We start from the raw sequence: 23415 nt of genomic DNA, 5'->3' as shown, positions 1-23415 counted from the left end.
TTATGCAGCTTCAGGTTTGCGGACCTTCTCCGGCAGCTTTACCGGCTGTGTCGCCAGCTCATCCGGGTCGAAATCATCCACGTTAATGCTGCGCAGACGGCTCTCTTCGGCTTTCACCAGCAGAGCGGCTTCATCATTGTTGATGATCCCGCCCGTCAGGGCCTGTTTCGCCAGTTCATCCAGGCGGGTGAACGGCAGGTTTTTGCCCAGCTGTTTGCAGATCTTCTGGTGGATGGGATCGGCAGCCATCACGTCCAGCAGCGCTTCTTCCAGCAGACCAACCGGGTTATGCGGCGTGGGAGCCAGATACTGACCGCGGCCGATACGGGAACGGGTTGCGCTCGGTACCTGCAGGATCTTCGCCACTTTGTGATCCAGTTTGTCAGACGGCGCCAGATGATGACGACCGGTCGGGAAGATCACCACGCGAAGGGCGCCTGCAACAAAGCGGTTCGGGAAGTTCGCCAGCAGATCGTCAATGGCCTGTTCCGCCTGATACATCGCATCCTGAACGCCCCAGTGAACCAGCGGCAGATCGGCTTCCTGACGGCCTTCATCGTCGTAGCGTTTCAGGACCGCAGAGGCCAGGAAGATTTGGCTCAGCACATCACCCAGACGGGCAGAGATACGCTCGCGACGCTTCAGGCTACCGCCCAGCACCGCCATAGAAACATCTGACAGCAGAGCGAGGTTGGCACTCAGGCGGTTAAGATGCTGGTAATAACGCTTGGTCGCATCACCGGTTGGCGTGGCGCTGGTAAGACCGCGCGTCAGACCCAGCCAGAAGCTGCGCACCTTATTACTGCCCACATGACCGATATGTTTGAACAGCAGCTTGTCGAAAGCATCCACGTCGTTATTCTGCGCGGCGGCCATCTCTTCCAGCACATAAGGATGGCAACGGATTGCCCCCTGGCCGAAGATCATCATGCTGCGGGTCAGAATGTTTGCCCCTTCAACGGTGATGGCAATCGGCGCGCCCTGGTAGCCGCGCGCCAGGAAGTTGCCCTCGCCGAGCATAATGCCTTTACCGCCCGCGATATCCATTGCATCAATGATTGACTGCTGTGCGCGGTGGGTACAGTGATACTTCACGATAGCTGACAGCACGGCCGGTTTTTCGCCCAGCATAATGCCGTAGGTAATCAGGGAGGCGGCAGCATCCATCACGTAGGCGTTGCCTGCGATACGTGCCAGCGGCTCTTCGATCCCTTCCATCTTGCCGATAGAGATTTTGAACTGACGGCGGATATGGGCGTATGCACCAATCCCCATCGCGACAGATTTCAAACCACCGGTTGAGTTCGACGGCAGGGTAATACCGCGGCCAACCGACAGACATTCCACCAGCATGCGCCAGCCCTGACCGGCCATTTTTGGACCACCGATGATGTAGTCAATCGGTACAAAGATATCCTTGCCGCGGGTTGGGCCGTTCTGGAACGGTACGTTCAGCGGGAAGTGGCGACGACCAATTTCAACGCCTGGGGTGGAGGTTGGGATCAGCGCACAGGTAATGCCCAGATCTTCTTCACCGCCCAGCAGTTTTTCCGGATCGGAGAGCTTAAAGGCCAGGCCCAGCACGGTCGCGATAGGGGCGAGCGTAATATAACGTTTGTTCCAGGTCAGGCGCATACCCAGCACCTGTTGACCCTGCCATTCACCCATGCAGACGACGCCGGTATCCGGGATCGCACCCGCATCGGAGCCCGCTTCCGGGCTGGTCAGCGCGAAGCATGGAATTTCCTGGCCACGTGCCAGACGCGGCAGGTAGTGATCTTTCTGCTCTTCGGTACCGTAGTGTTGCAGCAGTTCACCTGGGCCTAACGAGTTCGGCACGCCAACGGTGATCGCCAGGATCCCGGAAACGCCTGCCAGTTTTTGCAGGACGCGGGCCTGAGCGTAAGCGGAAAACTCCAGACCGCCGTACTCTTTCTTAATGATCATCGCGAAGAAGCGATGTTCTTTCAGATACGCCCACAGTTCTGGCGGCAGGTCCGCCATTTCATGGGTAATCGCGAAGTCATTTGCCATGCGGCACGCTTCTTCCACCGGACCATCAATAAAGGCCTGTTCTTCAGCGGTCAGACGCGGTTGCGGATAGTTGTGCAGCTTTTTCCAGTCCGGGTTGCCCTGGAACAGGTCGCCTTCCCACCAGGTGGTACCGGCATCAATCGCTTCTTTCTCCGTACGCGACATGGGCGGCATCACTTTGCGGAAGCCTTTGAACACCGGCGCGGAGATCATCGATTTACGCATCGGCGTAAAGTTAAACGGCAGAAGAATGATAGCCAGCGGGACTAAAAGCCAGATATTCCACAGGCCAGCGACGCCAAGCGCAGCCGTCCAGGCCAGCAGAATCAGACTGCTCAGGAATAAACTCACCCGGTGATAGAACAGCACACCGAGCAGAACAACGGTTGCGAGAATGCTCAAAATCATCATAAAGAAAAGCTCCCTTGCTTGTAGGAGGTCTGACCACTTGTGATGATATGGTTGTAGTTGATGTTATTTCCTTTAGCAATGTGTTTACAAAATAATTACAACCTGGTTCACATTGTTCAGGTTTAAGCCGGCACGAAAACGCAAAACGCCAGACGATTCGCATGGCTTTAGCTTCTCGCTTTTCCCGCTATCCGGTACACTCCACTGTGTTATTTCATCAATACTGAAGGATTATCCTCATGTACCAGGATCTTATTCGTAACGAACTGAACGAAGCGGCGGAAACGCTGGCTAACTTTCTGAAAGATGATGCCAATATTCACGCTATTCAGCGCGCAGCGGTCCTGCTGGCCGACAGTTTCAAGGCCGGCGGTAAAGTGCTCTCCTGTGGTAACGGTGGTTCCCACTGTGATGCGATGCACTTTGCAGAAGAGCTGACCGGGCGTTATCGTGAAAACCGTCCGGGCTACCCGGCGATTGCGATTTCCGATGTGAGCCACATTTCCTGCGTCAGTAACGATTTTGGTTATGACTATATCTTCTCTCGCTACGTCGAAGCCGTGGGCCGTGAAGGTGACGTGCTGCTGGGTATTTCGACGTCCGGAAACTCGGCTAACGTGATCAAAGCGATTGCCGCAGCGCGTGAAAAAGGGATGAAAGTCATCACCCTGACCGGTAAAGATGGCGGTAAGATGGACGGTACGGCGGATATCGAAATCCGTGTTCCACACTTCGGTTATGCTGACCGTATTCAGGAAATTCACATCAAAGTGATCCACATCCTGATCCAGCTGATCGAAAAAGAGATGGTTAAGTAAGACTTCGCTGGGGGCATGATTGCCCCCGCTGTTGTGGAGGTGATGTATGTGCGAATTGCTCGGGATGAGCGCCAATGTGCCAACCGATATCTGCTTTAGCTTCACCGGGCTCGTTCAGCGCGGCGGGGGCACCGGGCCGCATAAAGACGGCTGGGGCATTACCTTCTACGAAGGCAAAGGATGTCGCACATTCAAAGATCCCCAGCCCAGCTTTAATTCCCCGATTGCCAGACTGGTGCAGGACTATCCCATTAAGTCCCGCTCGGTGATTGCCCACATCCGTCAGGCAAACCGTGGGGAAGTGGCGCTGGAAAATACCCACCCGTTCACCCGCGAGCTGTGGGGCCGTCACTGGACCTACGCGCACAATGGCCAGCTCTCCGGCTACAAGTCGCTGGAGACGGGCAATTTCCGTCCGGTCGGTGAGACCGACAGCGAAAAAGCGTTTTGCTGGCTGCTGCACAAGCTGACGCAGCGTTATCCGCGCACGCCCGGCAACATGACCGCCGTCTTCAAATACATTGCGTCGCTGGCATCAGAACTGCGTGAGAAGGGCGTGTTCAACATGCTGCTGTCTGACGGGCGTTATGTGATGGCGTTCTGTTCGACCAATCTGTTCTGGATCACGCGCCGCGCGCCGTTTGGCGTCGCCAAGCTGCTCGATCAGGATGTGGAAATTGATTTTCAACGAGAGACCACACCGAATGATGTGGTCACAGTGATCGCGACCCAGCCACTGACGGGCAACGAAACCTGGCAAAAGATTATGCCAGGCGAGTGGGTCTTATTTTGTCTCGGGGACCGAGTAGTTTGATGCCAGCTGTGGCTGGACGACTTCGTGGCTCAGCGGCTTGCTGACCACATAGCGGCCATCGACAACCGAGACAACCGGCGGCTTGTGCGTCTGCTCAAAGTAGTCGTAACCCGGTTTCAGCTGTTTCCAGAAATCCGCGTAGTAGGAGTACTTGTGACGCGCCATGTTGGCATCGGTCATGCGGAACGGGTAGATGCTGACCTGAACGTTCGGCTGACCAAAGACCAGTGCGCCAGTGACAAACTGGAAAATCTCATCAATGCCGGTATCGGTCATCGCATAACAGCCGATAGACACGCATGCACCGTGGATCATCAGGTATTTGCCTTCATAACCGTGGGCACGGTCATAGGCGTTCGGGAAGCCAATGTTAATGGCTTTATAGAAGCGGCTGTCAGGTTTTAGCTGGCTACGCTGAACGTTGTAAAACCCTTCCGGACTTTTGAAATCGCCCTGACGCTGTTTTGGCCCCAGACCACCGGAGTAGTTACAAATCTTGTAACTATCAAGCAGCTGATATGTCTCGCCCATTTTTACAAACAGATCGAGTGTGCGTTCTTCCTTGAAGATTTGAATATAAACCGGTGATCCCATTAACTGCTGTTTATATTCTTTGCTGACCGGCGTGGTTGAGCTATTGCTGCTGAGCAGCCCGGCAAACGATACGCACGGAATCAGGAGCATCGCAATGAACAATGCGATTTTACGCATACTACTAGTTCCTTGATAAAACTAAGACCAAATTGCCAGGACGGCAAAAGAGACCCGAAATCAGATTATTCTGTTAGGTGCGCTCACATTAGCACCGCCATAGATTTTCGCAAGAGCCGGACGGTGAGTTTACAAATTAGTTTTACTTTATAAACCATCAAAATCGCGTTGGCTCCAGGAACTTTGCGTAATACCTCGCACTTTAGCGCCTGCAACCGAGGTTTTGGTGCCCGAAAAACAGCGAAAATGGTACACTTCGCCCCCTCTGGATTGAAGTTCATGGAAGCTTGCTAACCACATGTTTAAAATCAGAAAAGGACTTGATCTGCCGATTGCAGGCGTGCCCGAGCCGCACGTTTCGCCTGGCGCAAGTGTCCGCCATGTCGCCATTTTGGGCGACGACTACCTGGGAATGCGTCCCTCAATGCTGGTGCAGGAAGGCGATCGCGTCATTAAAGGACAGGCGCTCTTCGAGGACAAAAAAAATCCTGGCGTTATGTTTACGGCCCCCGCGAGCGGTACCGTGGTGGCAATCAATCGCGGTGAACGTCGCGTCCTGCAGTCGGTGGTTATCCGTATTGAAGGCGACGAACAACGTGAGTTTTCCCGTTTCGACGCAGCAGACCTCGCCGCCCTGAGCCGGGAAGCCGTTCAGGCACAACTGCTGGCGTCCGGCTTGTGGACGGCGTTTCGCACGCGACCTTTCAGCAAATCGCCTGTTCCGGATACGCTTCCGGCCGCTATTTTCGTCACTGCCATTGATACCAACCCGCTCAGCGCGGACCCGGAGCCCATTATTCTGGCGCAGCGTAACGCGTTTGATGCCGGGCTAACCGTGTTAACCCGTCTGACCTCGGGGAAGGTCCACGTCTGTCAGGCGGGCGGCGGCAAACTCGGGGGCCATCCGCAGGGGCAAGTTACGTTTAATACGTTTGCAGGTCCGCACCCGGCGGGGTTAGTCGGAACGCATATCCACTTCCTGGAGCCAGTGAGCCTGACGAAACAGGTCTGGCATCTGAATTATCAGGACGTGATTGCCATTGGTAAGCTCTTTACCACCGGTGAACTGTGCTCTGAACGGGTGATCGCCCTCGGCGGGCCACAGGCAGCAAATCCACGCCTGGTGAAAACGCTGCTGGGTGCGGACATTAATGAACTGCTTGCCGGTGAAACGAAAGAGGGTGAAAACCGCCTGATTTCTGGCTCGGTGCTCAGTGGCCGTCATGCGGCTGGCGCGCAGGCGTATCTTGGGCGCTTCCACCTGCAGGTCGGTGTGGTTCTGGAAGGTCGCGAGAAAGAGCTGTTCGGCTGGGTTCTGCCGGGCGCTGAGAAGTATTCCGTGACCCGCACCACCCTTGGGCACTTCCTGCGTCGCAAACTCTTTAATTTCTCGACCAGCACCCACGGCGGAGAGCGCGCCATGGTTCCGATTGGCAACTACGAGCGCGTTATGCCGCTGGATATTCTGCCAACTCTGCTGCTGCGCGATCTGCTGGCCGGCGACACCGACAGTGCCCAGGCGCTGGGGTGCCTCGAGCTTGACGAGGAAGATCTGGCGCTCTGTACCTATGTCTGTCCGGGAAAATACGAATATGGACCGGTATTGCGCGAGGTGTTAACCCGCATTGAGCAGGAAGGATAACTGATGGGCTTAAAACACCTCTTTGAAAAAATAGAGCCGCACTTTACGCACGGGAAGCTCAGGAAGTACTACCCGCTGTATGAAGCAACGGCGACCATTTTCTACACGCCGGGGCTGGTCACAAAAGGGGCGGCACACGTCCGCGATGCTATCGACCTCAAACGAATGATGATTCTGGTCTGGTTTGCGGTCTTCCCGGCCATGTTCTGGGGTATGTACAACGTTGGTCTGCAGACCATTCCGGCGCTGCATCATTTATATGATGCCCCACAGCTGGCTCAGGTTATCCAGTCGGACTGGCACTACCGCCTGGCCCAGACGTTGGGCGTCAGCTTTGCAGCCGATGCCGGCTGGATAAGCATGATGACGCTGGGAGCCGTATTCTTCCTGCCAATCTACATCACGGTGTTTATCGTGGGTGGCTTCTGGGAAGTGCTATTCGCCATCATTCGCAAACATGAGATCAACGAAGGCTTCTTCGTGACGTCGATTCTGTTTGCCCTGATTGTTCCACCGACGCTGCCGCTCTGGCAGGCGGCACTGGGGATCAGTTTTGGCGTGGTGATTGCCAAGGAGATCTTCGGTGGCACCGGGCGCAACTTCCTCAACCCGGCACTGGCCGGGCGAGCTTTCCTGTTCTTTGCGTATCCGGCGCAAATCTCGGGCGACCTGGTGTGGACGGCCGCGGATGGGTTCTCGGGTGCGACGCCGCTTTCGCAGTGGGCCGCGCACGGGGGCGAAACGCTGGTTAACAACGCCACGGGTCAACCCGTGACCTGGCTGGATGCCTTTATTGGCAACATTCCCGGCTCTGTTGGGGAGGTCTCCACGCTGATGATTTTACTCGGTGGCGCCATCATTCTCTTCGGACGCGTCGCGTCGTGGCGGATTGTCGCAGGGGTAATGATTGGCATGGTGTTAACAGCCACGATGTTTAATTTCATCGGTTCCGCCACCAACCCGATGTTCTCCATGCCCTGGTACTGGCATCTGGTGCTGGGTGGGTTCGCTTTCGGCATGATGTTCATGGCCACCGATCCTGTCTCTGCGTCCTTTACCGACAAAGGTAAATGGAGCTACGGCGTGCTCATTGGTGCGATGTGTGTCCTGATTCGTGTGGTCAACCCGGCTTATCCGGAAGGGATGATGTTGGCCATTCTGTTTGCCAATCTGTTTGCGCCGCTCTTCGACTATCTGGTCGTGCGCGCCAACATTAAGCGGAGGAAAGCGCGTGGCTGAAAGCAAGAATAACGACAGCATTGGCAAAACGCTGCTGGTGGTGCTGGTCCTTTGCCTGGTCTGTTCCATTGTCGTGGCTGGCTCTGCCGTGGGATTAAAACCACGGCAACAGGAGCAGCGCGCGCTGGATAAACAACGCAACATCCTGGCTGTGGCCGGGTTAATGCAGGAAGGGATGAGTACAGACGACGTGGCTGAACTCTTCGCGGAGCGAATTTCGGCGCGTCTGGTGGATTTAAAAACCGGCCAGTTGCTGGATAAAGACCCGACGAAATTTAACCAGGCACTGGCACTGAAAGACCCTGAGATGAGCCTGACGCTGGAGGCATCGCAAGATCCCGCTGGCATCAAGCGTCGCAGTAACCTCGCCGAAATTTACCTTGTGCGCGATGAGCAGAAGCGGGTGCAGGAGGTCGTGCTGCCGATATACGGCAACGGGCTATGGTCGATGATGTACGCCTTTGTGGCACTCGATACGGATGGTCGCACGGTGAAAGGGATTACCTATTATGACCAGGGCGAAACGCCGGGGCTCGGCGGTGAGGTTGAAAACCCTAACTGGCGCGCGCAGTTTGTCGGCAAGAAAGTGCTCGACGATAACGGCCTGCCTGCCCTGAAGGTGATGAAAGGGGCTGCGCGTCCGGGTGACGAATATGCCGTAGACGGGCTTTCCGGGGCAACGCTCACGTCAAAAGGGGTGCAGCACAGTTTTGATTTCTGGATGGGCGAGCTGGGCTTTGGTCCTTTCCTGAAAAACGTACGTGAAGGAGCGCTGAACAATGGCTGATACGGGTGAACTGAAAGAAGTCAAAAAGGTGCTCATCGGTCCGCTGCTGGCGAATAACCCTATTACCTTACAGGTACTGGGCGTCTGTTCGGCGCTGGCGGTCACGACAAAACTGGAAACCGCGCTGGTCATGACCGTCGCGGTCACGCTGGTGACGGCATTTTCCAGCATGTTTATCTCCATGATCCGCCACCACATCCCGAATAGCGTGAGGATCATTGTGCAGATGGCGATCATCGCGTCGCTGGTGATCGTGGTCGATCAGCTACTGCGTGCTTTCGCGTATGAAACGTCAAAACAGCTCTCGGTGTTTGTCGGCCTGATTATCACCAACTGCATCGTGATGGGGCGTGCCGAAGCTTATGCGATGAAAATGCCTCCGCTGGCGAGCTTTATGGACGGGATCGGTAACGGTCTCGGTTACGGCGTTATCCTGCTGACCGTTGGGTTCCTGCGCGAGCTGATTGGCAGCGGTAAGCTGTTTGGCGTCACGGTGCTGGACACGGTACAAAACGGCGGCTGGTATCTGCCAAACGGACTCTTCCTGCTGGCCCCAAGCGCATTTTTCATTATCGGTTTGCTGATCTGGCTGATTCGTACCCTGAAGCCCGAACAGCAGGAAAAGGAGTAACCGACGATGGCTCATTACCTGAGTTTATTTGTGCGCGCGGTGTTTGTTGAAAACATGGCACTCGCGTTTTTCCTGGGCATGTGTACGTTTCTTGCCGTTTCCAAAAAGGTATCGACGGCGTTTGGTCTGGGTGTTGCGGTCACGGTGGTGCTCGGCTTATCTGTACCGATTAACAACCTGGTGTACAACTTTGTGCTGCGCGACGGTGCGCTGGTAGACGGTGTCGATCTCAGCTTCCTGAACTTCATCACCTTTATCGGTGTGATTGCGGCGCTGGTACAAATCCTGGAGATGATCCTCGACAGGTATTTCCCGTCGCTATACAACGCGCTGGGGATTTTTCTGCCGTTGATCGCGGTGAACTGCGCCATCTTTGGTGGCGTATCGTTTATGGTTCAGCGTGATTACAACTTCAGTGAATCCGTTGTGTATGGTTTCGGCTCCGGCATCGGCTGGATGCTGGCTATCGTCACCATGGCGGGGATCCGCGAAAAAATGAAATATGCCAATGTGCCTGCGGGTTTACGTGGCTTAGGGATCACCTTTATCACCACCGGGCTGATGGCGCTGGGCTTTATGTCCTTCTCCGGTGTGCAGCTATAAGGGCTAACAGATGGAAATTATTCTTGGCGTGGTGATGTTCACGCTGATTGTACTGGTGTTGTCAGGGCTGATTCTGGCGGCACGCGCGAAGCTGGTGAATTCCGGCGACGTGGTGATTGATATCAACGGTGAGCCGCAAAACCAGATCCGCACGCCGGCGGGGGATAAACTGCTCAATACGCTCTCCGGTAACGGAATCTTTGTCTCCTCAGCCTGCGGTGGCGGTGGCTCCTGCGGTCAGTGCCGCGTCACGGTGAAAGAGGGGGGAGGGGATATTCTGCCCACTGAGCTGGCGCATATCACGAAGCGTGAGGCAAAAGAGGGTTGCCGTCTGGCCTGCCAGGTCGCGGTGCGCCAGGACATGAAAATTGAGCTGCCGGAAGAGATCTTCGGGGTCAAAAAATGGGAGTGTGAAGTTATCTCTAACGATAACAAAGCGACTTTCATTAAAGAGCTGAAGCTGCGCGTGCCGGAAGGGGAAGATGTTCCGTTCCGGGCCGGGGGATACATCCAGATTGAGTGCCCGGAGCACACCGTGGCGTATACGGACTTCGACGTTCCGGATGAGTACCGTGCCGACTGGGACAAATTCAATCTTTTCCGTTTTGTGTCTGACGTTAAAGAACCGACGCTTCGCGCCTACTCAATGGCCAACTACCCGGACGAGAAGGGCATCATTATGCTCAACGTGCGTATCGCCACGCCGCCGCCGAATGTGCCTGATGCACCCCCGGGCGTGATGTCGTCGTATATCTGGTCCCTGAAACCGGGAGATAAGGTGACCATCTCCGGTCCGTTTGGCGAGTTCTTTGCTAAAGAGACCGAGGCTGAAATGGTCTTTATCGGTGGTGGCGCGGGCATGGCACCGATGCGTTCGCACATTTTTGACCAGCTCAAGCGCCTCGGGAGCAAGCGCAAAATCAGCTTCTGGTACGGGGCACGCTCGCTGCGAGAGATGTTCTATGATGATGAGTTTGAGCAACTGGCGCGTGAAAACCCAAACTTCACCTTCCATGTGGCCCTCTCCGATCCGCAACCGGAAGATAACTGGACCGGTCACACGGGGTTCATCCACAACGTGCTTTATGAAAACTACCTCAAGCAGCATCCTGCGCCAGAGGATTGCGAATTTTACATGTGTGGGCCGCCAGTGATGAACGCTGCAGTCATTAAGATGCTAAAAGATCTGGGTGTGGAAGATGAGAACATCCTGCTGGATGACTTCGGGGGGTGATGATGCTGACGTTTCTGGCAACTTTCGCGGTTTTTTTGCTTGTTGTACTCGGCATGTCTCTGGGCTGGATCATAAAGCGTAAAAGCATTCAGGGCAGCTGTGGTGGTATCTCCGCGCTCGGGATGGAAAAAGTGTGCGACTGCCCCGAACCCTGCGACGCCCGTAAAAAACGCATGGCGCGCGAGGCCCGGCGGATCCTGTAGTGAGTCCGATGTTTCCCCTCTTCCAGGAGGAGAGGGGAAACACACTTCTCAATCCTCATTTCTTTACTGTATACTTATCCAGTAATGAGTGAGGGCTTACTATGCGCAAAATTATCCATGTTGATATGGACTGCTTTTTTGCCGCAGTGGAGATGCGTGACAATCCGGCGCTGCGGGATATACCTATTGCGATTGGCGGTAGCCGTGTCCAGCGCGGTGTGATCAGCACCGCCAACTACCCTGCGCGCAAATTTGGCGTGCGCAGCGCTATGCCAACTGCCATGGCGCTAAAGCTGTGCCCTCATCTCACGTTATTGCCCGGCCGATTTGAAGCCTACAAAGAAGCCTCCCTGCATATCCGCGAGATCTTCTCTCGCTATACCTCGCTGATTGAACCTCTGTCGCTGGACGAAGCCTACCTGGATGTCACTGACAGCCTGCACTGCCACGGCTCCGCAACGTTAATGGCGCAGGAGATCCGCCGGACTATCTTCAACGAGCTCAATCTGACCGCTTCCGCGGGCGTCGCACCGGTGAAATTTCTCGCCAAAATAGCGTCTGATTTGAATAAACCCGATGGTCAGTACGTCATCACTCCGGAAGAGGTTCCGGCGTTTTTAAAAACGCTGCCGCTCGGCAAAATCCCCGGCGTGGGGAAAGTGTCTGCTGCAAAGCTGGAAAGTATGGGATTACGGACCTGTGAAGATGTACAGCGAAGCGATCTGGCCATGCTGCTTAAGCGTTTCGGTAAGTTTGGTCGCGTGCTGTGGGAGCGCAGTCAGGGAATTGATGAGCGCAGCGTGAGCAGTGAGCGGCTGCGTAAATCGGTCGGGGTTGAACGCACGCTGATGGAAGACATCCATGACTGGTCCGAGTGTGAAGTCATTATCACTGACCAACTTTATCCCGAACTGGAGCGGCGGTTAGCGAAAGTAAAACCCGACCTGCTGATTGCCCGTCAGGGCGTTAAGCTCAAGTTTAACGATTTCCAGCAGACGACGCAGGAGCATGTCTGGCCGCGACTGAATAAAGACGATCTTATCGCCACCGCGAGAAAAGCCTGGGAAGAACGGCGGGCAGGGCGGGGAGTGAGGCTGGTGGGGTTACACGTGACGCTGCTGGACCCGCAACTGGAGCGGCAGCTGGTATTGGGGTTATAGCAGGCGGATTTGTCAGCCCGGCAGGCAACGTGCTACCGGGCATCATACGGCGAATTACTTAGCAGGGATCGCTTTCAGCAGTTCAGTCAGCAGAGTCCAGTAATGACCCACGCTTTCAATATGAACCTGCTCATCCGGCGAGTGCGGGCCGGTAATGGTTGGCCCGATAGACACCATGTCCATGTTCGGATACGGTTTCTTGAACAGACCACACTCCAGACCGGCGTGGATCACCTGAATGTTCGGGGTACTGTTGAACAGACGTTGGTAAGTTTCACGCACCAGCGCCATCACCGGCGAACTGGCATCCGGCTGCCAGCCTGGGTAGCTACCTTTTGCGGAGGTGTGCGCACCCGACAGTTTACCCAGAGACTCCAGCATGCTCACCACATACTCTTTACCGCTGTCGATAAGCGAGCGGATCAGGCAGATGATCTCCGCGCTGTCATCACTCATGGTGACCACGCCCACGTTCAGGGAGGTTTCAACCACGCCTTTCGCGACGTCTGAGTTACGAATCACGCCGTTTGGCGTCGCGTTCAGCAGCTGAACGAAGGCGTCACGAGACGGGGAGGTCAGCGCCGCTTTGTCGGTAGTCACGGACTCCAGCACCACGGTCAGGTTCTTCTCTTTCGCTGACAGTTCGTTTTTCAGGATATCCAGGTATACGCTGGAAAGCTTTTTCAGCTCGTCGGCTTTTGCTGCGGGTACTGCCACGGTCGTGAAGGCTTCACGCGGAATGGCATTGCGCAGTGTGCCGCCGTTGAAATCCACCAGACGCAGATCCAGCTCAGCCGCGTGGCCAGCCAGGAAGCGTGCCAGCAGTTTGTTGGCGTTGCCCAGACCCAGGTGAATATCACCACCGGAGTGGCCGCCTTTCAGCCCTTTCAGCGTCAGCTTGAAGGTCTGGAAACCAGCAGGGATTGCTTCGCGGGACAGTGACAGGGTCGTGATGAAATCAATCCCGCCGGCGCAGCCCATGTAGATCTCACCCTCTTCTTCAGAGTCGGTGTTGATCAGAATGTCCGCCTGCAGCCAGTTCGCCTGCAGACCGAACGCGCCGTCCATGCCTGCTTCTTCCGTCATGGTCAGCAGCACTTCCAGCGGACCGTGCTCAACGCTGTCGTCCGCCAGGACCGCCAGAGCAGACGCCATACCAATGCCGTTATCTGCACCAAGGGTCGTGCCGCGCGCTTTCACCCAGTCGCCATCGATGTAAGGCTGGATAGGGTCTTTGGTGAAGTCGTGAACGGTGTCGTTGTTTTTCTGTGGAACCATGTCCAGGTGCGCCTGCAGCACAACCGGTTTACGGTTTTCCATGCCTGCGGTCGCCGGTTTGCGGATCAGAATATTGCCAACCTGGTCGCGTTCAGCATGCAGACCTTTTTCCTTCGCCCAGCCCATAATATGTTCGGCAAGCTGTTCTTCATGGTAGGAAGGGTGGGGAATGGAACAGATTTTGGCAAAAATATCCCACAGTGGCTGTGGAGATAATTGAGACAGTTCAGACACGATAAGTCTCCTTGTCGAGGCCCTGCAAAGCGAGTTGCAGGTCACAGGGTTAGCAGGTTAATAGTTACCACAAGACAGGCTTGCGAGATGCAACTGAGAATACCACTTTCTCCGGTGGCTGGTAGCATAAAGCATGTAAAAACTCAGGCTCCGGGCGCTAAACACTGGTTTTTAGTGCGTCAGATCTCTATAATCTCGCGCAACCTATTTCCCCCTCGAACACTTTTTAAGCCGTATACAAACAGGCTGGGACACTTCACATGAGCGAAAAATACGTCGTCACCTGGGACATGTTGCAGATTCACGCACGCAAACTGGCTGCGCGTCTGATGCCTTCCGAACAGTGGAAAGGCATTATTGCCGTCAGCCGTGGCGGTCTGGTACCGGGGGCGTTGCTGGCACGTGAGCTGGGTATTCGTCATGTCGATACCGTATGCATCTCCAGCTATGACCATGACAACCAGCGTGAGCTGACCGTGCTGAAACGTGCGGAAGGCGACGGTGAAGGCTTCATCGTTATCGACGACCTGGTTGATACCGGCGGTACCGCGGTGGCTATCCGCGAAATGTATCCAAAAGCCCACTTCGTCACCATCTTCGCGAAGCCAGCAGGCCGTCCGCTGGTTGACGATTACGTGATTGATATCCCTCAGGATACCTGGATTGAACAGCCATGGGATATGGGCGTGGTATTCGTACCGCCAATCTCTGGTCGTTAATTCTCTTACGCACTTATTTAACGCCCGGTGATACCGGGCGTTGTTTTTTTTAGTCTGACGCGCGTTACAATGGTCTCTATATGACGTATTCATGGAGGCAACGTAATGACGCAGGCGAATCTCACCGAGACTCTCTTCAAACCCCGTTTCAAACATCCTGAAACGTCGACGCTGGTGCGCCGGTTTAATCCGGGGACCATGCCTGCCGTCCAGTCTGCATTAGACGGTAAAAACGTGCCCCACTGGTACCGCATGATTAACCGTCTGATGTGGATCTGGCGCGGTATTGATCCCCGTGAAATCCTTGATGTGCAGGCGCGTATCGTGATGAGCGAAGCCGAGCGCACCGACAGTGAACTCTACGATACGGTCGTGGGTTATCGCGGGGGAAACTGGATCTACGAATGGTCTAAACAGGCGATGCTCTGGCAGCAAAAAGCCAGCCAGGAAGAGGATGCCACGCTCAGCGGCAAACACTGGCTGCATGCAGCCAACCTCTATGCTATTGCCGCATACCCGCATTTGAAAGGTGATGAGCTGGCCGAGCAGGCTCAGGCGCTGGCGAATCGCGCCTACGAAGAGGCCGCTCAACGCTTACCGGGCCGGATGCGCGAGCTGGAGTTTACCATCCCGGGTGGCGCGCCCATCACCGGGTTCCTGCATATGCCAGAAGGCGAAGGCCCGTTCCCGACTGTTCTGATGTGCGGTGGGCTGGATTCACTGCAAATCGACTATTACAGCCTGTATGAGCGTTACTTCGCACCAAAAGGAATCGCGATGCTGACGCTGGATATGCCCTCAATTGGCTTTTCATCCAAATGGAAACTGACTCAGGACTCGAGTCTTCTGCACCAGCATGCATTAAAAGCGCTGGAAAACATTCCATGGGTTGACCACACGCGTGTTGCTGCATTTGGCTTCCGCTTTGGCGCCAACGTCGCCGTGCGTCTGGCTTACCTTGAAGCTTCACGCCTGAAGGCCGTCGCCTGTCTCGGTCCGGTGGTGCACGCTTTGCTCAGCGATCCTACCCGGCAGGGCCGCGTGCCGGAAATGTACCTTGATGTGCTGGCCAGTCGCCTTGGCATGCATGATGCATCAGACGAAGCGCTGCGCGTTGAACTCAATCGTTACTCGCTAAAAACGCAGGGGTTGCTGGGACGGCGTTGCCCTACGCCGATGATGTCAGGGTACTGGAAAAACGATCCCTTCAGTCCCGAAGAGGAGTCACGCTTAATCACTTCGTCATCTGCGGATGGCAAATTGCTTGAGGTACCGTTCAGCCCGGTGTACCAGAATTTTGACAAAGCATTGAGAGAGATCACACGCTGGATCGCGCAGAGATTGTGTTAATAGATTGCTAAATTTTGCTGGTTTGGTAAAACAGTGGCTTCACAAAAGGAGATCGCAATGACGTTACCGAGTGGACACCCGAAAAGTAGACTGATCAAGAAGTTTATGGCTCTCGGCCCGTATATTCGAGAAGAGCAGTGTGAAGAAAATCGCTTTTTTTTCGACTGCCTGGCTGTATGCGTCAACGTGAAGCCTGCACCCGAAAAACGTGAATTCTGGGGCTGGTGGATGGAAATGGAAGCGGAAGAAAAACGTTTTACGTATAGCTACCAGTTCGGCCTGTTTAATAAAGACGGCTACTGGCAAACAGCCCCCATCAAAGACCAGGAAGTGATCGACCGCCTGGAGCATACTTTGAAAGAGTACCTCGAAAAGGCAAGAGCACTGCTGGCCACCCTGGATCTGAAGCTTGAACCCGCGGATAACTTTTCCAGCGAAGCGGTTAAGCTGACGGCGTAATCGCGATATTTATCTCTTCGCGAGGGATGGGGTGAGGGCAGTAAACCCGACCCCCTCCAGGCAAAAAAAATCCCGGCATCTACGCCGGGATTTTTTATTTCAACAATATCAGAACTGGTAGGTCATACCCAGAGCAACGATGTCATCGCTGCTCACGCCCAGTTTATTGTCGTCATCAATCTGGTTGATTTTATAATCAACAAACGCGGACATATTTTTGTTGAAATAATAGGTCGCGCCCACGTCGATGTATTTCACCAGATCTTCGTCACCCACACCTTCGATATCCTTGCCTTTAGACTGGACATAACCCAGGGACGGACGCAGACCGAAATCGAACTGGTATTGTGCAACAACTTCAAAGTTCTGAGCCTTATTCGCAAAACCACCCGAAATTGGGGTCATATTACGGGTTTCAGAGTACATCGCTGCCAGATAAATATCGTTAGCGTCATATTTCAGACCGGTTGCCCATGCTTCCGCTTTTTTACCTTCGCCGCGCGTCAGCAGGTTTTGTGCGTTAGTACGGTCAGAGTTGGTGTAGGCACCGCTGACGGCGAAGTCGCTGCCACCGAAGTCATAGGTCAGAGAGGTACCGAAACCGTCACCGTTCTGTTTTTTGACGTCGCGGTTTTCGTTTTTGCCCTGATACTGCAGGGTCATATCCAGGCCATCAACCGCACCGAAGAAGTCGGTGTTACGGTAGGTGGCAAGACCGCTCGCACGTTTGGTCATGAAGTTATCAGTCTGGGCTGAAGAGTCACCGCCGAACTCAGGGAACATATCGGTCCAGGCTTCAACGTCGTACAGTGCGCCCAGGTTACGACCGTAATCCAGAGAGCCAATGTCTTTCAGTTTCAGACCAGCAAACGCCAGACGCGTTTTCTGTGTAGAGTCGCTTTCTGCTTTGTTACCGGCAAATTCAGCTTCCCAACGGCCATAGCCCGTCAGCTGATCGTTAATCTGTGTTTCGCCTTTAAAACCGAAACGGACGTAAGTCTGGTCACCATCTTTAGTGTCATCATCGCTGATGTAGTGCATTGCTTTAACTTTGCCGTATACGTCCAGTTTATTACCGTTTTTATTATAAACTTCGGCTGCGTGTACAGATGTGGAAGCCACAACGCCCATTACCACTAATGCCAGTGTGCTCTTTTTCATTTTCGATCCTGTCTTATAAACGCGCTAAAAAAATTCGCTGGACGATAAGCTCATGCTTAAGTCCCGTGAAAAAACAGAAAGGGTTTTAACGTTACGCAATGAAACTTTTATGACAAATTAAGAATAATTTTAAAAAACTGTGATTTATTATTTCGGTAATAAAACTGTCAAATTTTGCCGCTACGCTTCCTGATCCCGCGCAACAAAGTGTTTCGCGATGTGCTAAGGCAGTTGGCAACGGGGCTGACACCTGTTAAAACGTTCGTTTGACATCATTTTCCCTTATCGTTGAACGGCAGAGAATCATGAGTGACAGCCAGACGCTGGTGGTAAAACTCGGTACCAGTGTTTTAACAGGCGGATCGCGCCGCCTTAATCGCGCCCACATTGTTGAGCTTGTACGTCAGTGCGCTCAGTTGCATGCCGCAGGGCATCGTATTGTGATTGTGACCTCCGGGGCGATTGCCGCCGGGCGTGAACACCTGGGTTACCCCGAACTCCCCGCGACGATCGCCTCGAAACAGCTGCTGGCCGCCGTGGGACAAAGCCGACTCATTCAACTCTGGGAACAGCTGTTTTCTATCTATGGCATCCACGTCGGGCAGATGCTGCTGACGCGTGCGGATATGGAAGACCGGGAGCGTTTCCTGAACGCGCGCGATACGCTGCGCGCGCTGCTGGATAACAACATCGTTCCCGTCATTAACGAAAACGATGCCGTTGCCACCGCTGAAATCAAAGTGGGTGATAACGATAACCTCTCGGCGCTGGCCGCAATTCTGGCAGGCGCTGATAAATTACTGCTCCTGACCGACCAGCAGGGGCTCTTCACCGCCGACCCGCGTTCAAACCCAGATGCTGAACTGATTACCGATGTACACGGTATCGACGATGCGCTACGCGCCATCGCAGGTGACAGCGTTTCAGGCCTCGGGACCGGCGGGATGGGGACCAAACTGCAGGCTGCTGACGTGGCATGCCGTGCCGGTATCGACACCATCATTGCCGCGGGCAGCCGTCCTGGCGTGATTGGCGACGTGATGGAAGGCATCTCCGTGGGAACCCGCTTCCACGCGCAGGCCTCCCCGCTGGAGAACCGCAAACGCTGGATCTTTGGCGCACCGCCGGCAGGCGAACTCACCGTTGATGAAGGGGCGACCGCCGCAATTCTGGAAAGAGGGAGTTCATTACTTCCTAAAGGAATTAAAAGCGTGACAGGCAACTTCTCACGTGGTGAAGTGATCCGTATCCGTAATCTCGAAGGTCGTGACATCGCCCACGGCGTAAGCCGCTACAACAGCGATGCCCTGCGCCGTATTGCGGGTCACCATTCACAGCAGATCGACGCCATTCTGGGTTATGAATATGGCCCGGTTGCCGTGCATCGTGATGACATGATTATTCGTTAAGGAGCCAGAAAATGCTGGAACAAATGGGCGTAGCCGCGAAGGCCGCCTCTTACAAACTGGCGCTCCTTTCCAGCCGCGAGAAAAACCGCGTGCTGGAAAAAATCGCTGATTATCTGGAATCGCAGTCGCAGGAGATTCTGCTCGCCAACGAGCAGGATCTGCTGGAAGCGCGTCGCAATGGCCTGAGCGAAGCAATGCTTGACCGCCTGGCGCTGACCCCGGCACGTCTGAAAGGCATCGCTGACGATGTCCGCCAGGTCTGCAATCTTGCCGATCCGGTAGGTCAGGTCATTGACGGTGGGCTGCTCGACAGCGGGCTGCGCCTTGAGCGTCGTCGCGTGCCGCTGGGCGTTATTGGCGTGATCTATGAAGCCCGTCCCAACGTTACGGTTGATGTCGCTTCCCTGTGCCTGAAGACCGGCAACGCTGCCATTCTGCGTGGCGGGAAAGAGACCTGGCGTACCAACGCCGCGACCGTAAACGTTATCCAGCTGGCGCTGGAAGAGTGCGGCCTGCCGGCAGGTGCCGTACAGGCAATCGAGAGCCCGGACCGTGCGCTGGTGAACGAGATGCTGCGCATGGATAAATACATCGACATGCTGATCCCACGCGGTGGCGCGGGCCTGCACAAGCTGTGCCGTGAGCAGTCGACCATTCCTGTGATCACGGGCGGTATCGGCGTGTGCCATATCGTGGTTGATGACAGTGCCGAGATTGAACCGGCGCTCAAGATTATCGTCAATGCCAAAACCCAGCGTCCAAGCACCTGTAATACGGTTGAAACGCTGCTGGTGCATCAGGGCATCGCCAATACCTTCCTGCCTGCTCTGAGCAAACAGATGGCCGAAAGCGGCGTGACGCTGCACGCGGATGCCAACGCGCTGGCACTGCTGAAAGACGGCCCGGCGACGGTGGTACCGGTCAAAGCGGAACAGTACGACGACGAATTTCTGTCGCTGGATTTGAACGTGAAGGTGGTTGCGAGCCTTGACGATGCCATTGCTCACATCCGTGAACATGGTACCCAGCACTCGGATGCGATTCTGACGCGCACCCTGCGCAATGCCGATCGCTTTGTGAATGAGGTGGACTCCTCCGCCGTGTACGTGAATGCCTCAACCCGCTTCACCGACGGTGGCCAGTTCGGCCTGGGCGCAGAAGTTGCTGTCAGCACGCAAAAACTGCATGCAAGAGGCCCGATGGGCCTGGAAGCACTGACCACCTACAAGTGGATCGGCTTCGGTGATGATACGATTCGTGCGTAAATAATCACGGGTGATGCAAAAATAGCCGTTTGATTCAAAAGGGCATTGACGCATCACCCGGTTAGATCTAACCTTTTGCCCCGTGGTTACGCTCGTAACCGGCCTTTCAGGGCCGATATAGCTCAGTTGGTAGAGCAGCGCATTCGTAATGCGAAGGTCGTAGGTTCGACTCCTATTATCGGCACCATCCTAACGTCTCCCAAAGTCGACTAAATTTCACCAAAATCCCTTATATCCTGCGCTCTGAAACCTTTTAGTACCTCCACGTCTACAAAAATCTCCTGAAATCAATGGTCAGTAGGTGCAAGGGTATTTGTATTTCGGTCTTAAGTAGGTATCTCCAGGTGAAACTTAATGCCACTAAGAGAAGGCTTACAAGTTGTCCGATGGTGATGGTCTGTATTTCTTGATCAAACCTTATGGCGGCAAATACTGGCGCTTAAAATATCATGTAGCCGGTATAGAGAAGCTGGGTTAGTCGGCAGAAGGTTTACGGCTGGATAGCCCGCGGTGAAATTGTAATTTCAGGCGATAAAGTGGATGTCGAAGCATCGCAGGCTAAACAAAATTCTGCTGGTGCGCGAACACCAGACTGAAATGACATGGGCGCAGGCCGCCGCATGGGTATGGAAGCATGACGGCGGGAAAGAGTTGCCGGCTGATATTGATGCTGGCCAGCGTATAGAGGCAGCAGCCGCTGAGCTGGGTTTTGATGTTCAGCACGAGCCCGATGAACAATTGCTGATTCTCTTCCGGCCGGATGAAGAAACCCACAGCTTCTATGGCAAAGACCGTGCAGCAGGCGCTTTACGGTTTCTTCGTTCTGAGCTGGCCTACGTTACCACAATGCACCCCGATACGCCGGATGACTGGAACAAAACAGGTTTAATGGCGCTCTGCCTGCTGGACGGCGAAAAACTGTAAACCCCCAGCCTAACCCAGCCCCTCAAACAGCACCGCCAGCGGGGATTTTTGGCTACACGCGCTCTAAGTTACTGTTGCTTAAAACTGTACCAATATAACCTACAATATTTGATTTAAAGAGCGGGAGATCACAAGCAGAAATCAGTCCTGTAAGGCATAATGGATAAAAATCATCTGTTTAAAAGGACTATACGATGTCGCATGTAAGTATCAATGATTTTAAGTTGCTTAATATTAAATGCCAAAAATACTTTGATTTATTCAGTAAAACTAATCAATTTGTTCAAGAAGTGAATGAACTTAAGTTACAACAAAGGTTTGGTTTTTATCTCTTCATGCTTGAATCATTATGTAATGAAAAAGATATAGATCGAATTAGTGATTACATTACAGATACTGAATACAACTCGTATTTATATGGTAACCGAAATGATGATCATGGTATTGATGCAATATTTATAGATAGTGAAGATAAGGAAATCAAGTTATTTAATTTTAAGTTCAGAGAACGATTCAAAGTTGACCAGAAGCAAAGTTTCAATGAGGCTTTTGTATCAACAAAACTTGTGAATTGTATTATGAATGAAAGTGTCGATGGATTAGAAGGCAAGTTGGCGTTGTATGTGACAAAAATCAATGAATTACTCAATGGGAATGAAGTATGGAAACTTTCTTTATATATGGTGAGCAATGAAGCTTTGCCTATAGAACATGATGAAAGTGCTATCCAACAATTGAAAAATGTATATGACATGGAAGTAATATCTATATGCCTTCCACATATAACAAGTATTATGTCAATACGTCCCGCTCCAATTAATGCGGAATTGATTATCGACAATGATTCTCTCATGTCTTATTCAGAGAGTTCAATTTCGACATCAAAATCGTATGTTATCAGACTAAATGCTGCCGATGTAATAAGAATTACTTGTCGCAATGCTGATTTGCGCGGAGATCACAATTGTGAGAACTTTGAATTACTGGCAAACGAAAAAATAGATTTTGGGGTTCTTTTCGATAACGTCAGGGGGTTTGTTCAACGCTCGCGCTATAATGCAGGTATAGCCAAAACCTTGCGTGAAGAACCAAATAAATTATTCATGTATAACAATGGGTTAACGATAGTATCTAATGATATTAAAGCTCACCCAGTAAATGGTCACAGGAAGGTTAGAATTAGTTTATCAGGAATCCAAGTCTTAAATGGTGGGCAAACGCTTAGAACACTTCATGATTTTAACGCGGTGGATAAATCAAATATTACAGAATATATTTCAAAAGGCGAACTTCTTGTTCGGATATTCAATGCGTCCAATAATGAAACTGCAAATAAAATAGCGGAATACACAAACAGTCAAAACTCTATTTCTAATGTAGACTTGAAATCATTAAGCACATTGCAAATACAACTAGAACAACTACTGGATGAGCATGGTATTATTTATTCTAGAAAAAATGGCGATACCGGGATTCATGATGAAAAAGAATACCGATACAAAATTAGTATGGAGCAATTCGGTCAGATACTTTTCGCTTATCAAGGTTTTCCTGAAAAATCTTCAAACCAAAAGCAACATATTTTTGGAAAATACTACGATAGTATTTTCAGCGAGGATAATTTTAATATTTCAAATGCACCACAGTTAGTGGAAAGTTATTACGAAATCAAAAAGGCTTATTCATCTTCAACCGATAGCATACAGAAAATAGAACAGAAGATTTTCTATATAATTTATATGCATAAAGTCAGAGAAGATTGGAGCTATGAAAAATGCATCAATATGCTTGAAGAAGCTTTATATTCTTATTATCCGCTCAGCGATGTTAGCCTCACTGATGCACGAAAAATGATTCAGGTACGATTCAGGGAATCAGTGTACGAAATGTTGTCCGATAATGAGCTTTAGTTTGTGCTTTTAAATATTAGAGGGTTCTATTTTGAACCCTCTTTTTTAATTTATAACTTATCTTCATTTCGTGCGGTAAATTTTACACCTTGGTTATCATTTGCTCAGTACTTAAAGAATAAATAAAAGTGATGATTGTTTGTCCATGTTCATAGTCGGCAGTGCGGGGGGATTTTTGGGGGTATCTTAGAAATTGAAATGAATAAAATTACTCATGAATTAATTAAATAATAGGTGTTGTTTTATTCATATTATCGCGACAAAAATCAATTAAAAACAACAAATTAAATAGTTTGTCAGTCCCAGGTTACGATCTTTTTCATATTCTATAACCAACAGTTACCGCTATGGTTAACAGTTGCTATCAGAGATGTAAGTACGTAGCGACCCGTAGTTGTATAGCTCGAACAGATACTAAG

At 52.6% G+C, this 23415-nt stretch carries 21 protein-coding genes, 1 tRNA gene and 1 pseudogene; 19 read left to right on the top strand and 4 right to left on the bottom strand.

Annotated features, from left to right (window positions below; genetic code table 11):
* A complete protein-coding gene (fadE, locus tag ACMVME_RS14590; RefSeq protein ID WP_014168754.1) occupies window positions 1-2445 on the bottom strand; it encodes an acyl-CoA dehydrogenase FadE in 2445 nt (814 codons plus the stop codon).
* A 239-nt stretch (window positions 2446-2684) separates the two neighbouring features.
* On the opposite strand from fadE, the gene lpcA reads away from it, so the two are divergent.
* Both lpcA and ACMVME_RS14580 read left to right on the top strand, forming a co-directional pair.
* Window positions 2685-3263, top strand: coding sequence for a D-sedoheptulose 7-phosphate isomerase (gene lpcA, locus ACMVME_RS14585; RefSeq protein ID WP_014168755.1), 579 nt, complete (start codon window positions 2685-2687; stop codon window positions 3261-3263).
* A gap of 46 nt (window positions 3264-3309) precedes the next feature.
* On the top strand, window positions 3310-4077 hold the full coding sequence (locus ACMVME_RS14580; RefSeq protein WP_014168756.1) for a class II glutamine amidotransferase: 768 nt from the start codon (window positions 3310-3312) through the stop codon (window positions 4075-4077).
* Here the strand turns inward: ACMVME_RS14580 and dpaA are convergent.
* On the bottom strand, window positions 4048-4788 hold the full coding sequence (gene dpaA, locus ACMVME_RS14575) for a peptidoglycan meso-diaminopimelic acid protein amidase (protein WP_014168757.1): 741 nt from the start codon (window positions 4786-4788) through the stop codon (window positions 4048-4050). The two genes, ACMVME_RS14580 and dpaA, sit on opposite strands and share 30 nt — an antisense overlap.
* 298 nt (window positions 4789-5086) lie before the next feature.
* Between dpaA and ACMVME_RS14570 the strand changes: the two genes are divergently transcribed.
* The 8 genes from ACMVME_RS14570 (at window position 5087) to dinB (ending at window position 12287) form a co-directional block, all read left to right on the top strand.
* Entirely contained in the window at window positions 5087-6430 is a 1344-nt protein-coding gene (locus ACMVME_RS14570) for a Na(+)-translocating NADH-quinone reductase subunit A (RefSeq protein WP_068795180.1), read from the top strand.
* A 3-nt stretch (window positions 6431-6433) separates the two neighbouring features.
* Complete coding sequence (locus tag ACMVME_RS14565) at window positions 6434-7669, top strand: NADH:ubiquinone reductase (Na(+)-transporting) subunit B (RefSeq protein WP_020882790.1); 1236 nt, start codon at window positions 6434-6436, stop codon at window positions 7667-7669.
* On the top strand, window positions 7662-8456 hold the full coding sequence (locus ACMVME_RS14560; RefSeq protein WP_020882789.1) for a Na(+)-translocating NADH-quinone reductase subunit C: 795 nt from the start codon (window positions 7662-7664) through the stop codon (window positions 8454-8456). The genes ACMVME_RS14565 and ACMVME_RS14560 overlap by 8 nt, the downstream gene beginning before the upstream one ends.
* Entirely contained in the window at window positions 8449-9087 is a 639-nt protein-coding gene (locus ACMVME_RS14555) for an NADH:ubiquinone reductase (Na(+)-transporting) subunit D (RefSeq protein WP_025205100.1), read from the top strand. Before ACMVME_RS14560 ends, ACMVME_RS14555 begins: the two co-directional genes overlap by 8 nt.
* A gap of 6 nt (window positions 9088-9093) precedes the next feature.
* On the top strand, window positions 9094-9690 hold the full coding sequence (gene nqrE, locus ACMVME_RS14550) for an NADH:ubiquinone reductase (Na(+)-transporting) subunit E (protein WP_014168762.1): 597 nt from the start codon (window positions 9094-9096) through the stop codon (window positions 9688-9690).
* A gap of 10 nt (window positions 9691-9700) precedes the next feature.
* Window positions 9701-10924: an NADH:ubiquinone reductase (Na(+)-transporting) subunit F gene (gene nqrF / locus ACMVME_RS14545; RefSeq protein WP_025205098.1), complete on the top strand. Its 1224-nt coding sequence runs from the start codon at window positions 9701-9703 to the stop codon at window positions 10922-10924.
* Window positions 10924-11127: a (Na+)-NQR maturation NqrM gene (nqrM, locus tag ACMVME_RS14540; RefSeq protein WP_020882787.1), complete on the top strand. Its 204-nt coding sequence runs from the start codon at window positions 10924-10926 to the stop codon at window positions 11125-11127. Before nqrF ends, nqrM begins: the two co-directional genes overlap by 1 nt.
* Window positions 11128-11228: 101 nt before the next feature.
* Window positions 11229-12287: a DNA polymerase IV gene (dinB, locus tag ACMVME_RS14535; protein ID WP_014168765.1), complete on the top strand. Its 1059-nt coding sequence runs from the start codon at window positions 11229-11231 to the stop codon at window positions 12285-12287.
* A gap of 54 nt (window positions 12288-12341) precedes the next feature.
* On the opposite strand, the gene pepD is transcribed toward dinB, so the two are convergent.
* A complete protein-coding gene (gene pepD, locus ACMVME_RS14530) occupies window positions 12342-13799 on the bottom strand; it encodes a cytosol nonspecific dipeptidase (protein ID WP_068795179.1) in 1458 nt (485 codons plus the stop codon).
* 260 nt (window positions 13800-14059) lie between these two features.
* Here pepD and gpt point away from each other — a divergent pair, with 260 nt between their 5' ends.
* The 3 genes from gpt (at window position 14060) to crl (ending at window position 16327) form a co-directional block, all read left to right on the top strand.
* Window positions 14060-14518 carry a xanthine phosphoribosyltransferase gene (gene gpt / locus ACMVME_RS14525; protein WP_010427903.1) on the top strand — a complete coding sequence of 153 codons (459 nt, stop codon included), beginning with the start codon at window positions 14060-14062 and terminating at the stop codon, window positions 14516-14518.
* A 105-nt stretch (window positions 14519-14623) separates the two neighbouring features.
* The gene (gene frsA, locus ACMVME_RS14520) at window positions 14624-15868 is read left to right on the top strand and encodes an esterase FrsA (protein ID WP_068795178.1); all 1245 of its coding nucleotides are present in this window, start codon (window positions 14624-14626) and stop codon (window positions 15866-15868) included.
* A 57-nt stretch (window positions 15869-15925) separates the two neighbouring features.
* A complete protein-coding gene (gene crl, locus ACMVME_RS14515; RefSeq protein ID WP_020882784.1) occupies window positions 15926-16327 on the top strand; it encodes a sigma factor-binding protein Crl in 402 nt (133 codons plus the stop codon).
* 108 nt (window positions 16328-16435) lie between these two features.
* Here the strand turns inward: crl and phoE are convergent, their stop codons facing one another.
* Complete coding sequence (gene phoE, locus ACMVME_RS14510) at window positions 16436-17488, bottom strand: phosphoporin PhoE (RefSeq protein ID WP_047744214.1); 1053 nt, start codon at window positions 17486-17488, stop codon at window positions 16436-16438.
* Window positions 17489-17793: 305 nt separating this feature from the next.
* Here phoE and proB point away from each other — a divergent pair, with 305 nt between their 5' ends.
* The 6 genes and pseudogenes from proB to ACMVME_RS14480 all read left to right on the top strand — a co-directional run bounded on the left by proB (window position 17794) and on the right by ACMVME_RS14480 (window position 22996).
* Window positions 17794-18897, top strand: coding sequence for a glutamate 5-kinase (gene proB / locus ACMVME_RS14505; protein WP_020882782.1), 1104 nt, complete (start codon window positions 17794-17796; stop codon window positions 18895-18897).
* An 11-nt stretch (window positions 18898-18908) separates the two neighbouring features.
* Entirely contained in the window at window positions 18909-20162 is a 1254-nt protein-coding gene (gene proA / locus ACMVME_RS14500; RefSeq protein WP_040016762.1) for a glutamate-5-semialdehyde dehydrogenase, read from the top strand.
* A gap of 111 nt (window positions 20163-20273) precedes the next feature.
* A tRNA-Thr gene (locus tag ACMVME_RS14495) sits at window positions 20274-20349 on the top strand.
* 192 nt (window positions 20350-20541) lie between these two features.
* Window positions 20542-20634, top strand: a pseudogene (locus tag ACMVME_RS14490) (Arm DNA-binding domain-containing protein); the annotation flags it as partial.
* 68 nt (window positions 20635-20702) lie between these two features.
* The gene (locus ACMVME_RS14485) at window positions 20703-21086 is read left to right on the top strand and encodes a hypothetical protein (RefSeq protein WP_236918383.1); all 384 of its coding nucleotides are present in this window, start codon (window positions 20703-20705) and stop codon (window positions 21084-21086) included.
* A gap of 194 nt (window positions 21087-21280) precedes the next feature.
* Window positions 21281-22996: an AIPR family protein gene (locus ACMVME_RS14480; RefSeq protein WP_040016763.1), complete on the top strand. Its 1716-nt coding sequence runs from the start codon at window positions 21281-21283 to the stop codon at window positions 22994-22996.
* Window positions 22997-23415 lie beyond the last annotated feature (419 nt).

Source organism: Enterobacter cloacae complex sp. 2024EL-00711 (assembly GCF_047529885.1).
Lineage (GTDB): Bacteria > Pseudomonadota > Gammaproteobacteria > Enterobacterales > Enterobacteriaceae > Enterobacter > Enterobacter ludwigii.
The sequence above is the reverse complement of the archived record's forward strand: the minus strand, read 5'-3'. Positions and strand labels throughout refer to the sequence as shown.

Coding starts and splice junctions, on each gene's coding strand:
- fadE (WP_014168754.1), bottom strand. CDS start 2,445: ATGATGATTTTGAGCATTCTCGCAACCGTTGTTCTGCTCGGTGTGCTG.
- lpcA (WP_014168755.1), top strand. CDS start 2,685: ATGTACCAGGATCTTATTCGTAACGAACTGAACGAAGCGGCGGAAACG.
- ACMVME_RS14580 (WP_014168756.1), top strand. CDS start 3,310: ATGTGCGAATTGCTCGGGATGAGCGCCAATGTGCCAACCGATATCTGC.
- dpaA (WP_014168757.1), bottom strand. CDS start 4,788: ATGCGTAAAATCGCATTGTTCATTGCGATGCTCCTGATTCCGTGCGTA.
- ACMVME_RS14570 (WP_068795180.1), top strand. CDS start 5,087: ATGTTTAAAATCAGAAAAGGACTTGATCTGCCGATTGCAGGCGTGCCC.
- ACMVME_RS14565 (WP_020882790.1), top strand. CDS start 6,434: ATGGGCTTAAAACACCTCTTTGAAAAAATAGAGCCGCACTTTACGCAC.
- ACMVME_RS14555 (WP_025205100.1), top strand. CDS start 8,449: ATGGCTGATACGGGTGAACTGAAAGAAGTCAAAAAGGTGCTCATCGGT.
- nqrE (WP_014168762.1), top strand. CDS start 9,094: ATGGCTCATTACCTGAGTTTATTTGTGCGCGCGGTGTTTGTTGAAAAC.
- nqrF (WP_025205098.1), top strand. CDS start 9,701: ATGGAAATTATTCTTGGCGTGGTGATGTTCACGCTGATTGTACTGGTG.
- nqrM (WP_020882787.1), top strand. CDS start 10,924: ATGATGCTGACGTTTCTGGCAACTTTCGCGGTTTTTTTGCTTGTTGTA.
- dinB (WP_014168765.1), top strand. CDS start 11,229: ATGCGCAAAATTATCCATGTTGATATGGACTGCTTTTTTGCCGCAGTG.
- gpt (WP_010427903.1), top strand. CDS start 14,060: ATGAGCGAAAAATACGTCGTCACCTGGGACATGTTGCAGATTCACGCA.
- frsA (WP_068795178.1), top strand. CDS start 14,624: ATGACGCAGGCGAATCTCACCGAGACTCTCTTCAAACCCCGTTTCAAA.
- crl (WP_020882784.1), top strand. CDS start 15,926: ATGACGTTACCGAGTGGACACCCGAAAAGTAGACTGATCAAGAAGTTT.
- phoE (WP_047744214.1), bottom strand. CDS start 17,488: ATGAAAAAGAGCACACTGGCATTAGTGGTAATGGGCGTTGTGGCTTCC.
- proB (WP_020882782.1), top strand. CDS start 17,794: ATGAGTGACAGCCAGACGCTGGTGGTAAAACTCGGTACCAGTGTTTTA.
- proA (WP_040016762.1), top strand. CDS start 18,909: ATGCTGGAACAAATGGGCGTAGCCGCGAAGGCCGCCTCTTACAAACTG.
- ACMVME_RS14485 (WP_236918383.1), top strand. CDS start 20,703: ATGTCGAAGCATCGCAGGCTAAACAAAATTCTGCTGGTGCGCGAACAC.
- ACMVME_RS14480 (WP_040016763.1), top strand. CDS start 21,281: ATGTCGCATGTAAGTATCAATGATTTTAAGTTGCTTAATATTAAATGC.